Source organism: Methanolobus sp., assembly GCF_030682845.1.
Taxonomy (GTDB): Archaea; Halobacteriota; Methanosarcinia; order Methanosarcinales; family Methanosarcinaceae; genus Methanolobus.
In genome coordinates this window covers 1-14,641 of record NZ_JAUXNK010000094.1, presented here as the reverse complement: position 1 = coordinate 14,641, position 14,641 = coordinate 1, and the positions used below count along the sequence as shown (strand labels likewise).

Genomic DNA, 14,641 nt, shown 5'->3' with positions numbered 1-14,641 from the left:
TGTCAAAGTCCGCTGATTATGTTCATGTTTCACTCTTATCGATGACCTTATTTCTCTTCTTCTCACGGGGTGGAATTGATTTGTCTTTTTACGGAAAGGACTGGTTCTGATCGCTCCAGTAATCTTTATCTCTCTTTTCGTCGCAGGGCATCCGAAGGCTCTCAGGATATGGATACAGGATAGTATGATCGATGTCCTTCCCTCCATAATGCACTACTGACAGCCTGAGAACTTCCGTCAGGGCGTCATCATCAACCCTGCCCTCCCTGCAATTTGTAAAGAGGTTTTCATAGTAATCTTTTTCACCGGAGGACATCGATCCTTCGAAACGGGACAAGATGCTTTTTGCAACAGCAATTCTGGAATCTATGTCCCCTGGTTTCTTCATGAGGCTTTTCAGCAAAGTCTCATAGGAATCGACAATCCTTATGAAAGCCTCATCTCCTGCATCGTCACTGTCTGCAAGAAGCTCGGACATCTTTGCATATGTCGCACTATCGTAGAACGAGAACAGGAACACATTGTTTCTATTGAACTCTGCGAGCCTTTGCGAGGAGCCAGAAGCTTTTACATGCCTGAAGTCCGCAAAAGTGTACAGCTGGGTGAGAAAGTGGTGCCTTATCCTGTAATTGCGTAACCTGTCATCCTCTTCCATCGGGTACCCGGAATATTTAGCCAATATTTTCCTTGCAAAGAAGCCTGTGCCTTTTTCCACAACCGGAGCCATTTCATTACCTGCGTAGACCTTTATGTTGCGTATTCCAATCGTGGGAGAGCCGGATTTGAATATGAAGCCGTCCACATCGCCCAGGGATGCCAGGAACTCATCGGTGAAAGCATCCATCCTGTCAGTTAGATCTTCTCCGGTGGCCGGCTGGACCAGCCTGTAATCCGGTCCTCTTTTCACAATCCTTATGGGGTCTCTCGGTACACCCATTCCGATATCATATTCTGGACAAACTTTTATGAAATCCACCATCGGAATAAGGTCCCTTACCAGCCGTGACCGCACAAGCTGCCCGTTATACCTGACATTTTCAAACTCCAGACATTTGCTTACAAGCACTATTGGTCTTGGGAATTCTCTCATATATTAATATTAGTTCAGATAGCTCTTATTGTTTACGGGAATCAGCCTTGAATGAGGCCAGAAGTGCAACAAGGAGTTCCCATACCCTGGAAACAGAAGGTATGCAGAGCCTTTCATCCGGAGAATGCGGGTTTCTTATGGTGGGACCAAAAGATATCATGTCCATCCCGGGGAATTTCGAGCCTATGACCGCGCACTCAAGTCCCGCGTGTATCACTTTAATTTCCGGCTCCTTTCCGAATGTTTTGGAGTAAACATCCTTACAGCGCTTCATAAGGAGGGAGGACATATCAGGCTGCCAGGACGGATAGCCGCTGCTGTGTTCAACATCTGCCCCCACGGATCCTGCAGTTATTGCCACATTATTTGTGAGTTCGTGTAGCTCGGAATTAACGCAGCTGCGCTGGCTTGTGACTATCAAGAGCCTGTCACCTGCCTTGCCGTCTTCGGCTCTGCCTGTCTCGGTCCTGATAGTTGCCAGATTGCTTGATGTCTGTACAATCCCGGGAATGTCTTCCGACATCCTGATAACGCCATAAGGTAGTTTTTCTAAGAGGGATACTATCTTTCGCCCCATATCCTGAGACACCGGCAGCAATCTCTCATCTGCGACCTGCGTTGAAAGAGTTATGGATAAGGAAGGATCATTTTCACTATACTCACTCATGGCTTCCTCTTCGATACGCCGGACAATTGTCAAGGCGCTCTCATACTGCTCAGGAGGCAATGTCATAAGAGCTTCAGCGTGGCGGGGGATGGCATTGTGAGCAGAGCCTCCGCTGATACTCAGGAGAAGCAGGCCGGTGTTCTCCATAAGGCGGCTGAGGGCTGATGCCAGCAGTTTATTGGCATTGGCCCTTTTTTCATGTATGTCCACACCGGAATGGCCTCCAGCCAGACCGGTGACCAAAAGACGGCAAAACCGGTGATCCGCCGGGAGTGCTGTACGTTCCAGGGGCAGGCTTATGCTAGTATTCATACCGCCGGCACAGCCGGTTATGAATACGCCTTCTTCCTCTGAGTCAAGGTTAAGTAGTATCTTCCCGGAAATGAAATCTGGCATCAGTTCATTTGCACCTGTCAGCCCTGTTTCCTCATCTACAGTAAAAAGCAGTTCAAGTGGGGGGTGGGGAATCTCCCTGTGACGTGCAAGCACAAGAACTATCGCAAGCGCGATACCGTTATCAGCGCCAAGGGTCGTGCCATCCGCCCTTAACCAGTCGCCTTCGATGACATGCCTTATGGGATCTTTACTGAAGTCATGGAACGAGCCTTGCATTTTTTCGCATACCATGTCCATATGCCCCTGGATCAACACCACGGGTGAGGTCTCATAGCCTTTTGAGGCAGGCACACTGAGAAGGACATTGTTCACGCTGTCAAACTTGAAGCTGAGGCCTGCTGAGAGAGCCTGTTCCTTAAGCCAGTTGGCTATGTTTTCCTCGTGCCCGGAACACCTCGGAATGGTGTTGATATCCTCAAACACTTCAAGTATTTCCTTTGTGATAAAGTCCATGTTCTATTCTCTTGCTTACTTTTATTAGTAGTTACCGTTAATAATGATTGTATCCCAAAACCATGACCTCAAAATTATAGAGAACAGAAGTGATCATAAGAATGTCCTGCAAAGACCAGTGTACAATAAGTGTTATCATGGGCGACATAGTGGAACAGGAAGTGGATGCGATAGTTAACGCAGCCAATAACTCGCTCCTGGGAGGCGGCGGGGTCGACGGGGCGATACACAAGGCTGCTGGCCCGCAACTCCTTGAGGAGTGCAAGACCCTGGGAGGCTGTCCCACAGGCGAGGCAAGGATAACAAGAGGTTACAGGCTGCCTGCAAAGTGGGTGATACACACAGTTGGCCCTTTCTGGGAGGGAGGGAATTCCGGAGAGAACATAATGCTGGGAAATGCCTACATGAACTCTCTTATTCTTGCTGCTGAATATGGCCTGAAGAGCATAGCCTTTCCGGGGATCAGCACTGGAGCATATGGTTTTCCGGTTGAGAGAGCTTCTGTGATAGCTGCCGGGACTATACATAGCTTCCTTGGGTCATGGAGCACTCTTAAAGACATCCGCATGGTCTGTTTCAGTGACAGGGCATATTTGAGCTACTCTCTGGCAATGGATGCGCTGTTCCATGAATGAGGGCAGGCAAAACCCGTATCATTATAATGATTATAATTATATTTCCCTATAGAGATATTATTATATAGGATAAAGATTAAGCAATCGTCAGGCATATCTCAAAAGTGTGCACTCACACAAAAAACGTGGCAGGTATGACTCTGGTGGTACGGGTTACCCGAACCCGTCAAAAACAAAAGCCCCGAAGAATAATTACAATTCATACTGGTGGAGTATGAGCTTAACGCTGTGGTGGTGGCATTCTTCGGGGCTAACTTACACTTTCTCTCAGCAGGCATTTATCTTAAAAGTGCATCACATCTAGCCATGAAAACCCTTATAATCAAGAATATCCCGCATGAAGGACCGGGAATCCTTAAGCCTCTCCTGGAAAGGAATGGCATGCCTTACGATATCATCGATCTGGATCTGCTTGATTTTGAAGCAGGAACTGTTCTTCCTGATACCACTCACTATAATGCAATCTTTGTTTTCGGTGGCCCGGACAGCGCCAATGACAGGAACAGCAAAATGCTCTCTGAACTGAAAATGATAAAGCAGGCAGTTGAGAATGGAACACCATACCTTGGCATCTGCCTTGGTATGCAGGTGCTTGTAAAGGCATGCGGCGGAGGTGTGGAAAAGAACCATGTCAAAGAGGTGGGAGTTAAAGGGCCTGATGGCAACTATTTTACGGTAGACATATGCGAGGGAAAAGAAGATGATCCTCTCTTCAGCGGGCTGGCCGGTCCACTGAAGATATTCCACCTACATGGTGAGACTGTCAGCCTGCCCGCCCACCTGGAATTACTTGCCACGGGGAAATTCTGCAGGAACCAGATAGTAAAAGCCGGTAACAATGCCTATGGTATACAGGGGCATTTTGAACTGACCTATGAGATGTTAAATGAATGGATGGTTACGGACCCTGACTTGAAATCAGGAGATGACAATGGAATTGCACGCGATTTTTATGCTATCTACGAAGAATACAGAAGCAACGGGGAAAGACTGTTCGTTAACTTCCTCCGCATTGCAGGACTGATTAAGTAAGTGAGTAAGTAAGGAAATTAAACGCAATAAAATCCATAGTAATAAATATATTTATCTGCATATACACCTTATACACTTATAGAATATAAAACATACGCCTTAGTTACTGCCTTTTAACGATATGGCAAATACTAAAATATAACTACTATTATCTCTAATATTATCTTACATATTAGAAATAAGGATGTGATATTATCGCATTTCTACAAGAGAATAAGAACGGACAATTTACGCTTACGATCTCAAAAGATATCTGTACTCTCAAAGGATGGAAAAAAGGCACTGAACTTAAGCTGGTTGAACGGTCCGGTTATGTCTGCATTATAGAGGGATAAAATAAAAGTCCTTCTACAATGCGTCAGGTTGATTTAAGGCATACTCTACTATCAACCTGCTTGCGTTCGTGCCACTGTGGGCGTCTGCGTAAGCCTCACCTATCACCATGCGATTATGGCTTGATAGCAAACACAAAAAAGAAAAGACATATCTTACTATCACTAAAAGCAGTTGGATTTCACACAACAGGACAAACGGCTTTCTTTTGACATACTGGCCGGCATGTAGAACAGCAATACTTTTGATGTGGTTTTCTTGGCACATATACCCGGCCACATGTCACACATGTAAAACGAAGCCTTTTACATTTCACAGGCGCAAATGTCACTGGGTAAAGCTGTGTTCCTGTTTCCAGCTCATAGCAGGTTGCACATTGATAAGTTTTGACATCGTTAAAAATATGAGCAGTTGCGGCAGCACTGCCACACCAACCAGTATCAAAAAGTCTTAATAATCGAATGATCTTCCATGAAAAGGGGTTTATGTCCCCTCTTCTCCTGCTTTCTTATTCATGTAAGCACCTATAGAGATTATTCAAGCAAGGGACATCTCCAGCGCAACTACAACCAGAAGGTTTGGAGTCTCTGTTCCTGAGCCGGACAGTGTGTGCAGGGTTAAATATTGAGAGGGTATATTTCTCGTCCCATCCTCTCTTTTTTGTATCTACCTTTGCCAATATCAGCCACAGAAGAACACAACTAAACTTGTTTTATACTGATAATTAGCAACAATATACATTAAGATCTTTCCTTCCTTCATACGATGGGTAAGGGAACAATGTATAACAGAATAGTAGTTTTATTTCTGAACAAATAAAATGCAAAGAGTATCTATCATTGTTATCAACAATTATTAACGGGAGCAAGAGACAAAGCTATCTTTTGTACGAGATTTGCCTTCCGCAGCGTCTATATTCTGCATGATGGTATCAAATCCTATAGCGCCTCTAAGTTCTGCCAGACAGTTATAGCATACCATATTTTTTCCCAGTTTATGTAGGTAGTTTTTTTTTACCGCGTCTGATCCAAAAAAATCCCCGCACAGAATGCATTGATCGAACATAAGCTTAAGTTGGCTTCCTAATTATATATAACTTTTGAGTATACTAATAACTATATATAATTTTGATAATATAAATAAGGTCCTATCTTTCAAATCCAGGTAGAAGAAAGGGCTTTCAGGTGTCCTGAACAACTTGTGATGAAGTCTGAAGAGGCTAGGAAACTCTTATCGAAGATGTGAATAGAAGAAGGTGTGTGATCTGGGGAAATATTTTATGGGTTGGATAGTTTTTGGTTGGGATAGTTTTCTGAAAAGTTCACACACCCTAGACAATATATATAAGATAAATATATAAATATATCCTGACTATTTTTCTTTATATGTGTTATCGTGTGGGGTTGGCGGGGCGATGCTTTGACTCGCCCATACAAGCCCTCACGTTTGAGCTGGCAGTTATGATATAGCCAACTACTATACTTTGCATGGTATTTCTTCTTCTTCTATTCTGCTGCTGCTGTCATGGGCATTATTTTCTAGTCCGATTAAGTCAATTATAATATTACCATCGGCACTCTTGCGTGCGTCAATAATACTATTTAAAGTAACTGCAATGTGTTTTTATAATTTGATTCGTAGAAGTTTTGACGCTTTGTTATTACTGGTTGCATCTTGGTCATTATTTCCATCCGAATAAGTCAACTAAATACATTCAATGGAACATTGCCACCGCCACTAACACTAGCATAATGTAACAGCATATTGATTTACTACTCAGCAAGCGGGGCAAATGGTATTTCCGGTATTTCCATTCGATTAAGTCAACTAAAATAAATGGGTTGGTTTGTCGTCGTCGCTGATACAGTCAATTGCTATAGTTTGTGTAATAGGAACGTAACTATTCAGCCTACTACAATCAGTCCAATGATGCTGATTCTATTAGAATAGAGGTATTTTGACCTAAAATTTTTTGAAACGAAAAAAGCAATCAATTGCCATAGTTAAAACAAATTCGTTAAAAAGATTTCACACATCAACTTATTTCTAAGCTGGCTAATGATAACGATTTTGTCAGGCTGAATAGTTACGACTTGGGATTGATAAAGCAGGCACCGGGTATCTTAATAAAGTGCCTGTCTTGGCGGAAGTTTCAATGTTCGTTCCTATGTAACTATTCAGCCTGATGAAAACACTATCAATAGCAATCTTTACAAATAGTTGAGACGTAAATTTCATTAGGGTCATTTGTTTTGATTGTTGCTATTCATTGATTTTTGATTCTTAGGTTGTTAGTGAGCAAACATCTCCATTTCGATGAAATCATTATCAATAGGCAAATTGTGGTAGGCTGAATAGTTACTATTCTGCTAACACATCAGAACTTTGCTCCATCACCGATTCATTCCCCGTTCCCATTGAGCGTTATCACAATCTCTCTGAAGCTCTCTAAACCTGCTTCAATATTCTCGATAATCTCATTTGCAAGGATGTCAGGATCCGGAAGATTGTCCAGGTCTGCAAGGCTTTTGTCCCTGAGCCAGAATATATCCAAGCTGGTCTTGTCCCTTGCCATAATCCCATCATAGCTGAACCTGCGGAAGCGCCCCTCTGGATTCTCTTCACTCCATGTTTCTTTGCGCTTGTGCCGGTCATCGGGATTATAGCAGCTGATGAAGTCTTCAAGGTCAGAATACTTCAAGGGATTCTTCTTCAGTGTATGATGAACATTGGTACGATAGTCATATATCCACACCTCTTTTGTCCAGGGATCTTTAGATGCTTCTTTTGCCTCGAAGAATAGTACGTTCGCCTTCACACCATGAGCATAGAATATGCCCGTAGGCAACCTTAATACGGTGTGCAGGTCAGTGGTTTCCATGAGTTTCTTACGCACGGTCTCACCTGCCCCACCTTCAAAGAGAACGTTGTCTGGAAGCACAACTGCTGCCTTACCTCCTGTTTTAAGAATGGTATGAATATGCTGCACGAAATTTAGTTGCTTGTTGCTGGTAGTGACCCAGAAGTCCTGGCGGTTATAGGTGAGGTCTTCTTTTTCCTGCTCTCCTTCATTATTAGTGAAGGTCATGCTGCTCTTCTTCCCGAAGGGCGGATTGGTGAGCACGTAGTCATATCGAATGCCCGGGTCAGCTATCAGGGCATCAGAATTGGATATCATCGGTTCGCCATCTATTTCTCCAATGTTGTGCAAGAATAGGTTCATCAGTGCCAGCCTGCGGGTTCCGGGGACTATTTCATTGCCTCCGAAGGTCCTGTCCTTCAAAAAGCGGCTTTGTTCCTTGTCAAGCTGATGATGTGATTGCTTTGATGTGAGGAAATCATAGGCAGCAAGGAAGAATCCACCAGTACCACAGCAAGGGTCACCGATGGTCTTCATAGGCTGTGGACGTAAGCATTCTACCATGACCCTGATAAGCGGCCTGGGGGTGAAATACTGACCTGCCCCGCTCTTTGTATCCTCTGCATTCTTCTGCAGCAGACCCTCATATATCTCTCCCTTGGTGTCAACACCCATCATGACCCAGCTTTCCTTGTCAATCATGTCGATGACCTTGTACAGCATTGCAGGGTCGCTTATTTTATTCTGAGCCTTGAGGAATATCTGCCCGAGCATCCCCGGCTTTTTACCCAGCTCATCAAGCAGTTTCCTATAATGAGTGTCAAGCTCTGCTCCTCTTTTCTGCTTAAGCACATCCCACCTGTGTTCCTCCGGGATACCTATATCCCTGCTATAAGGTGGTTTCCTGTACTCGTCTGCCATTTTTAGGAATATGAGGAACGTGAGCTGTTCCAGATAATCCCCATAGCTCACACCCCCGTCACGCAGCACATTACAGAAGCTCCATACTTTGGATACAATAGATGAAGTATTTTCAGACATGTTATGAACCTTTGATAATTGATTATAAACAGATATTATTTTGCGGTAGCTTTCTCAGCATTGATTCTCTCCAACAGAACTTCCGCAGGCGCCCAACCAGGTGCACTTCTCACTTCTTCCAGTTCTCTTTCATTGAGCAGTTTACCTTCGAACGCCCTTTTCAGAATACTCTGCCGCAGTGCTTCGGCCTTCTCCAGATTCTCCACTACGTCCTGCTCCAGTTTATCGCAGACCGAAAGCCGCGTTTCTATTTGTTGGACGATGGCTTGCTGTTCGGGAAGGGAGCAAAGAGGAAATGGATAATTTGCTATAATGTCGGTATTTAAGTTTGGCTGTGCAGCTCCTTGATTTATTGTTCGTAGTTCTTTGGTTTTGCTGAGCCAGAAATAATAATGAAAGAGCAAGCTTTCTTCTATTAAATCTAGAAATGCAGCGATTCCATCATTGAAAGTAGTCTTGAAAGAACATATTTTTGGAACTCCGAGTGTGGCTCCACTATTCGATAGAAGTAGTGTATTTCTTTCTACATATCTTGTCTTTTTAAGTCCCGCTTCCTTTATAGTATATTTATAACCATTCAAATATACATCATCATTATGTGTTAAGTCGGCAACTTTTAAGAAGGGTATTTCTCCACCATAATATGTAGGGTCTCCTGCAGGTCTTGGTGAACCTCCTCTAACAACGTCACACAATTCATCCACTTTTACCCACATCCAGCCCTCTGGTAACTCTAATAATGTTGCAAGCTCTGCTTCATTAATAGATTTTACAACTTTAATCTTCTTGCTTGGACTCCTGGAAGCCTTTCTTCTCTTCCTCTGTATCTCCTCTATCAATTCCTCCGCAGTTGGCAACTTCGCCTGCTGGTCTCTCCATTTTCTTGTAAGTTCGCCCTCAAATGCTTTCTTCAGCACCGTCTGCCGGTAAACTTTGAGCTGTCCCTGTGCGAGCTTGAGATTGGTAATACCGTTGTCGAGCTCGCTGAAGAGTTGCTCCAACTTGGAGACTATGGCGTGTTGTTCGGGAAGGGGAGCGATAGGAAATTCTATAGTTGCAAGATTTATTCTGGAAATTCTTTTCCGAGTTGTCCCACTTTGGAGTGCTTCAATATAATTTCTGCTTTGCGGACTGTTAAGTATATATAAAAAATATTTAGGGAAAATAAATTTGTTTCCAAACCTAATAATTGCAACGTCTACTGCTGTGACATGTTTTCCTGTACCTTTAAGTGGGAATATGCAACATCTTCCAATTGGCTCAGGCATTCTTGCAACAATTATGTCTCCTTCTTCAAGAAATGTACAATTAATTTCTTTCGCCCTCTCAAAAGTTAGGAATCTATCAGATTTGTTTTTAAATAATCCATCTCCTATATCTGCTAATTGAATTAGTCGAACCTTGCCATTTGGATTTTGGTCCTTTTTTTCAATCCAATCACCATCACAAAAACATCCATCACGAGATATTAGTTCTTTAATTGTAGCTTTACTCCATCCAACTTTTTCTTCCATTTTTAAGCCGCCAGCGCCTCATTCAATTCACTAATAATCCCGTTCATCCCGTCACCAAAGAGCTGATACATCTTGCCACGCCCTCCTAAGATGTCAAAGGGTTGGTAATCCAAGTCTTCAAGCTCCAGATGGAAACTGTTGGTGACATGGTCTTTAATCATGCGCAGCCAGTTCATCTGCTCCTCATTGAACTTCAAGGTTCCGGCCTGCTTGCTGAAAACCCATTCCTGGAAGTTGCGGTTTACTGTAAGGTCGTAAGCTGTCAGCACAGGGTCTATCTCAGTAACCCTGCGAATGAGCGATACAAGGGCTGTAAGCTCGCTTCTGGGGGAATTACCGTTGACCTTCTCAAGCTGCTCATATGCCTGCCACACCCGCATCGGTGCTAACTGAGGTTTATCCATTTTCAGCCGCTCAAGCACCTCCTTAATCATTGCAAAGGTCACTTCCCTGCGCTGGTAGGGCTGATTGTAGAATATCTTAAGCGCGGTAATCTCATCCTTGTGGTTCTCCAAGTATGCTTTAAAGTCACTAATAAGTTCATCTGCTCTCAGCACAGCATCCCTGTCCCATTCTGCCCTGTTAACTTTGTCAATATTAACTGTATCAATGATCTGTTCGTGAACTCTGCGCACATTCTCAATATACTCATTCAAGTTGCCAGAGAACGTTGACCTTGCAACATCAATAAGCTCCTCCTGTGCCTTCACCTTAGCCTGTGATTCAGGGATTTCGGGCTGACGTTGCCGTATCTCAAAGGCCTTAGCTTCGATCATATCAGGATTATACGCACAAAGCAAATCGTTCACAGTCTGGTTAATTGTCTTCCCATCAGCCTTTGCAGCAAAGGTCTCTTTCTCTCCCTCACTAAGCTGCTTACCCAATCTAGCCAGTCGGTTAGCAAGCGACACGTAAAGATCCTCGTCCTTAGCACCAACTGTCACCGCCGCAAGCAAATCTTTCAGAGCGACTCCTTTCTTGCGCTCCAGAGGTCTGCTATCGGTCTTCAGAGTCTTTGTCACACCCACCGCATCCACAACCACAAAATGCGTCTTCGCAGAAACCACTGATGGTGTCACTTTCTTCAGGTCATCGTAATTTAAGGTTCTCGTACCCCGCCCCTTCATCTGTTCGAAATAGTTGCGACTTTTCACATCTCTCATGAACAGCAGGCACTCCAGCGGCTTCACGTCAGTGCCTGTAGCTATCATGTCAACTGTCACAGCAATACGTGGGTTGTAATCATTACGAAAAGCAGAGAGCACAGATTTCGGGTCATCGCCCTCCTCAGGCTTATAGGTCACTTTCTTGCAGAAAGCATTGCCTTCCCCAAACTCCTCCCTGACTATCTGAATGATATCATCCGCATGGCTGTCGGTCTTAGCAAATATGAGTGTCTTTGGAACTTCTTGCCTGCCCGGGAAAATCTCAGGCAACTTATCCCTGAAGGTCCTGATCACATTCCTTATCTGGCTGGGATTAACGACATCCTTGTCAAGCTTGCTGGATGTGTATATGTAGTCTTCGTCAAGTTGTTCCCAGCGTTTCCTTCGGCTGAGTTTTTCCCGCTTGTCCACAAACTCCTTAGCCTTTATCTGAGCCCCGTTCTTGGTTACCTCAGTCTCGATGGTGTACACGTCATAACCTACATTGACCCCATCTGCAACCGCGCTCTCATGGCTGTACTCACTCACGATATTCTCATTGAAAAAACCGAATGTCCTCTTATCCGGCGTAGCCGTCAGCCCTATCAGGAAAGCATCAAAATAGTCCAGCACCTGCTGCCACAGATTGTATATAGAACGGTGGCACTCGTCGATAACTACAAAATCGAACGTTTCAATTGGTATCCTCTCATTATACACTATTGGTAGTGGTTCCTTCGGCTGCCACCCTTTCTCAGCAGGGTTCTCCTTTTCCATATCCTCCTCCAGCTCTTCATCCTTTAGTATCGAATAAAGACGCTGTATGGTCGAGATGCACACCTGACTATCCGACGATATATAGCTTGAACGAAGCCTCTGGACATTATATAATTCAGTGAACTTGCGGTTATCATCGTTGGGGATATAGGACATGAACTCCTGTTCAGCCTGCTCTCCAAGGTTCCTAGTATCAACTAGGAACAATATCTTCTTCGCATCCGCATATTTAAGCAGTCGATAAATGAACGTGATAGCAGTATAAGTCTTTCCAGAACCCGTTGCCATCTGTATCAGTGCCCTTGGCCTGTTATCCCTGAAAGACTCTTCAAGCTTGATAATTGCCTTCACCTGACAATCCCGCATTCCCTTTGTCCCAAGTTCCGGGATATTATGAAGTCTTGCCCTCAATGACTTATCCTTCCCAAGCCATTCTCTAAAAGTCTCAGGTCTATGAAAAGAGAAAACCGGTCTTGATCTTGGTTTAGGGTCACGGTAATCAGTGAATCTTGTCACTTCTCCTGTACTCTCATATACAAATGGCAGAGGGTCATTATTCAGGTATTGTAACTTACTTGTGGCATAACCAGATGACTGAATTTCAACGTTGGTTAGGCGATGAGCCTCATCCTCTCTTTTAGCTTCAATAATCCCAACAGGTGACCTATCAACAAAGAGAACATAATCAGCAGGTCCTACATCTGTAAGATATTCCTTAACCGCAATCCCTTGTGATTCTTTCCAGTCAATTCTGTCCTTCTCTTGTACTGCCCAGCCAGAGTCAATTAGTTTTTCATCAATAGCATTTCTGGCTTGTTGTTCAGGACTCTGGTTTTGAATCATAATTATGCCCACTTGCCTTTTTTGAAGTAAACTGTTATAGCTTACGTCATAAACTTATTATAACTTTCTATTGTTCGATTGATATGATAATTATTTCCTTTAGTATCAAATACACATACAATCGTTAACTTTGATATATCCGAGTGGTTTTAAATATCTGCAAGCAGATGAATAAAACATACAATTGAGTTATGTCTTGCTACTACACGTAATTAAAAAATAGACTTTCTGAAATAGTCAATTATCAAATATGAGGTAGTTATTCTTCTTCTTCTTCTTCTTCTTCTTTTTCAAATATAGTGTGACCCTTACACATTCGGAATGCACTGACACAATGTAGTAATTAAATTAATGATCTTTCCCTGTGGGACAACAAAACAATGAAAAATAGTTCTGTTTAAGTCAGATAGTATATGTTTGTGTGGCATTTCCGCCGCCGCCACATGACCAAAAAGCCGCATATAATCGCTATGCATAGAATGTGTGATGTGTAGAAATACCGGGGCAAATGTGGGCAAAACCGGAAATATCGGAAATCTTCACATATTTGAATGTGACACAGATTTAGACACGATTAGACACAAAACACTATTGACCATGTACATAAGGAACGATAACAAGAGGACTAATAAAAGCAGGTAGTATCTGAGTGATGTAAGCAGGATATATGTGGTTGTCTGTCTGTCGCATGATACAAAGTATAGTAGATGACTATATCGGAAGTAGCGGAAAATCATTTTGGCGACGACGACGAAAATTAAGCGATTCCCCTTTATTTACTTAGAACAACATTGAGATTAAAAAGGGGAAGTGCCAGGTGGGAAGAAGAAAAACCAAGCCTTTTTCATTATTTACTTAGTACCAAGAAAAAATAAAAAACTAGAAAGTTACCAACAGCAACAACAGAAATTAAAGCAAACTTCATTATTTACTTAGAACACAATATGAAAAGATAAGTTACAGTTCGCGACATGTCGCGACAGGATACACGTACAAAAACACTATGCGGTGATTTGAAGTGACACGACAATATGTTATACATACTATTAGCTAACTATGGAAACAAAACCCGAAAAAGTGACAATTATTATTATAAGACTATATGCATAATATGGTGAAACGATATCAAGGTGTAGAGTGTGCAGGTTTAAAAGTAGTAAAAACGTATAGGGTAGAATTGAAAAAGAGGAATTACCGTTTAGGATAATTCCTGATATGTGATTTTACAGTATATGCTTTTACTCTTACCTTACCCTTACCCGGATACCTGGTGAGGGTTGCTTGTTTGGTTACTGTATTTCTGCGCTTCATGTGTACACCTACAATAGTTTAGTATCTAAACTATTTTTATTTAATCCATGCATCAGATATTGAGACTTCAGCAATTACAGGGACTTTATCAATATACATACTTCCTGCTTTCTCCATCTCTAATTTAACAATATCAGCTACATAATCGGCCTGTTCTTCCTTGCATTCAAAAACTAGCTCATCGTGTACGCAATTGATAAACCGGACCCCTTCAGGCTCAAGGGTCTTGTGCAGGCTGGCAATTGCTATCTTAACCATATCAGCACACAAGGACTGTATCGGCATGTTCTGGCTCTGCCTTTTTATATAACCCTCCTGCTGTTCCTCTGTTGGCCTATCAAACTTGATATACCTGTTTGCTGCGTTTCTTATGCAAAGGTTTTCTAGCCCCTGCCTCTGCGCGTTGTTTAGGTACTTATCTACTTTCGGATATCCCTTATAGAAGCCTCTAATAAACTGTCTTGCCTGATCTTCAGTTACCTTAATGCCTGCGTTCTCAAGATTACCTTTTAAACCCCTGGCCCCTATTCCGTACACTGTCCCA

The 14,641-nt window shown here is 43.0% G+C and carries 8 protein-coding genes; 2 read left to right on the top strand and 6 right to left on the bottom strand.

What is annotated here, in order from left to right; all coding sequences use genetic code 11:
• Positions 1-88 precede the first annotated feature (88 nt).
• Complete coding sequence (locus tag Q8J68_RS12750) at positions 89-1,090, bottom strand: DUF523 and DUF1722 domain-containing protein (protein ID WP_305311896.1); 1,002 nt, start codon at positions 1,088-1,090, stop codon at positions 89-91.
• A 25-nt stretch (positions 1,091-1,115) separates the two neighbouring features.
• Entirely contained in the window at positions 1,116-2,606 is a 1,491-nt protein-coding gene (locus tag Q8J68_RS12745) for an aminoacyl-histidine dipeptidase (RefSeq protein WP_305311895.1), read from the bottom strand.
• Positions 2,607-2,707: 101 nt separating this feature from the next.
• Between Q8J68_RS12745 and Q8J68_RS12740 the strand changes: the two genes are divergently transcribed.
• Entirely contained in the window at positions 2,708-3,241 is a 534-nt protein-coding gene (locus Q8J68_RS12740; RefSeq protein ID WP_305311894.1) for an O-acetyl-ADP-ribose deacetylase, read from the top strand.
• A 306-nt stretch (positions 3,242-3,547) separates the two neighbouring features.
• The gene (locus Q8J68_RS12735; RefSeq protein WP_305311893.1) at positions 3,548-4,273 is read left to right on the top strand and encodes a type 1 glutamine amidotransferase; all 726 of its coding nucleotides are present in this window, start codon (positions 3,548-3,550) and stop codon (positions 4,271-4,273) included.
• Between the two features lie 2,734 nt (positions 4,274-7,007).
• On the opposite strand, the gene Q8J68_RS12730 is transcribed toward Q8J68_RS12735, so the two are convergent.
• The 4 genes from Q8J68_RS12730 to Q8J68_RS12715 form a co-directional block, all read right to left on the bottom strand.
• Entirely contained in the window at positions 7,008-8,507 is a 1,500-nt protein-coding gene (locus Q8J68_RS12730; protein ID WP_305311892.1) for a class I SAM-dependent DNA methyltransferase, read from the bottom strand.
• Positions 8,508-8,542: 35 nt separating this feature from the next.
• The gene (locus tag Q8J68_RS12725; RefSeq protein WP_305311891.1) at positions 8,543-10,021 is read right to left on the bottom strand and encodes a restriction endonuclease subunit S; all 1,479 of its coding nucleotides are present in this window, start codon (positions 10,019-10,021) and stop codon (positions 8,543-8,545) included.
• Positions 10,022-10,023: 2 nt separating this feature from the next.
• A complete protein-coding gene (locus Q8J68_RS12720) occupies positions 10,024-12,786 on the bottom strand; it encodes a DEAD/DEAH box helicase family protein (RefSeq protein WP_305311890.1) in 2,763 nt (920 codons plus the stop codon).
• A 1,347-nt stretch (positions 12,787-14,133) separates the two neighbouring features.
• On the bottom strand, positions 14,134-14,641 hold a 508-nt coding region (locus Q8J68_RS12715; RefSeq protein ID WP_305311889.1), incomplete at its 5' end, for a DNA polymerase.

Excerpts from the sequence above, each read along its gene's own strand:
- Q8J68_RS12730 (WP_305311892.1), bottom strand. The coding sequence starts at position 8,507 with ATGTCTGAAAATACTTCATCTATTGTATCCAAAGTATGGAGCTTCTGT.
- Q8J68_RS12740 (WP_305311894.1), top strand. The coding sequence starts at position 2,708 with ATGTCCTGCAAAGACCAGTGTACAATAAGTGTTATCATGGGCGACATA.
- Q8J68_RS12725 (WP_305311891.1), bottom strand. The coding sequence starts at position 10,021 with ATGGAAGAAAAAGTTGGATGGAGTAAAGCTACAATTAAAGAACTAATA.
- Q8J68_RS12750 (WP_305311896.1), bottom strand. The coding sequence starts at position 1,090 with ATGAGAGAATTCCCAAGACCAATAGTGCTTGTAAGCAAATGTCTGGAG.
- Q8J68_RS12735 (WP_305311893.1), top strand. The coding sequence starts at position 3,548 with ATGAAAACCCTTATAATCAAGAATATCCCGCATGAAGGACCGGGAATC.
- Q8J68_RS12720 (WP_305311890.1), bottom strand. The coding sequence starts at position 12,786 with ATGATTCAAAACCAGAGTCCTGAACAACAAGCCAGAAATGCTATTGAT.
- Q8J68_RS12745 (WP_305311895.1), bottom strand. The coding sequence starts at position 2,606 with ATGGACTTTATCACAAAGGAAATACTTGAAGTGTTTGAGGATATCAAC.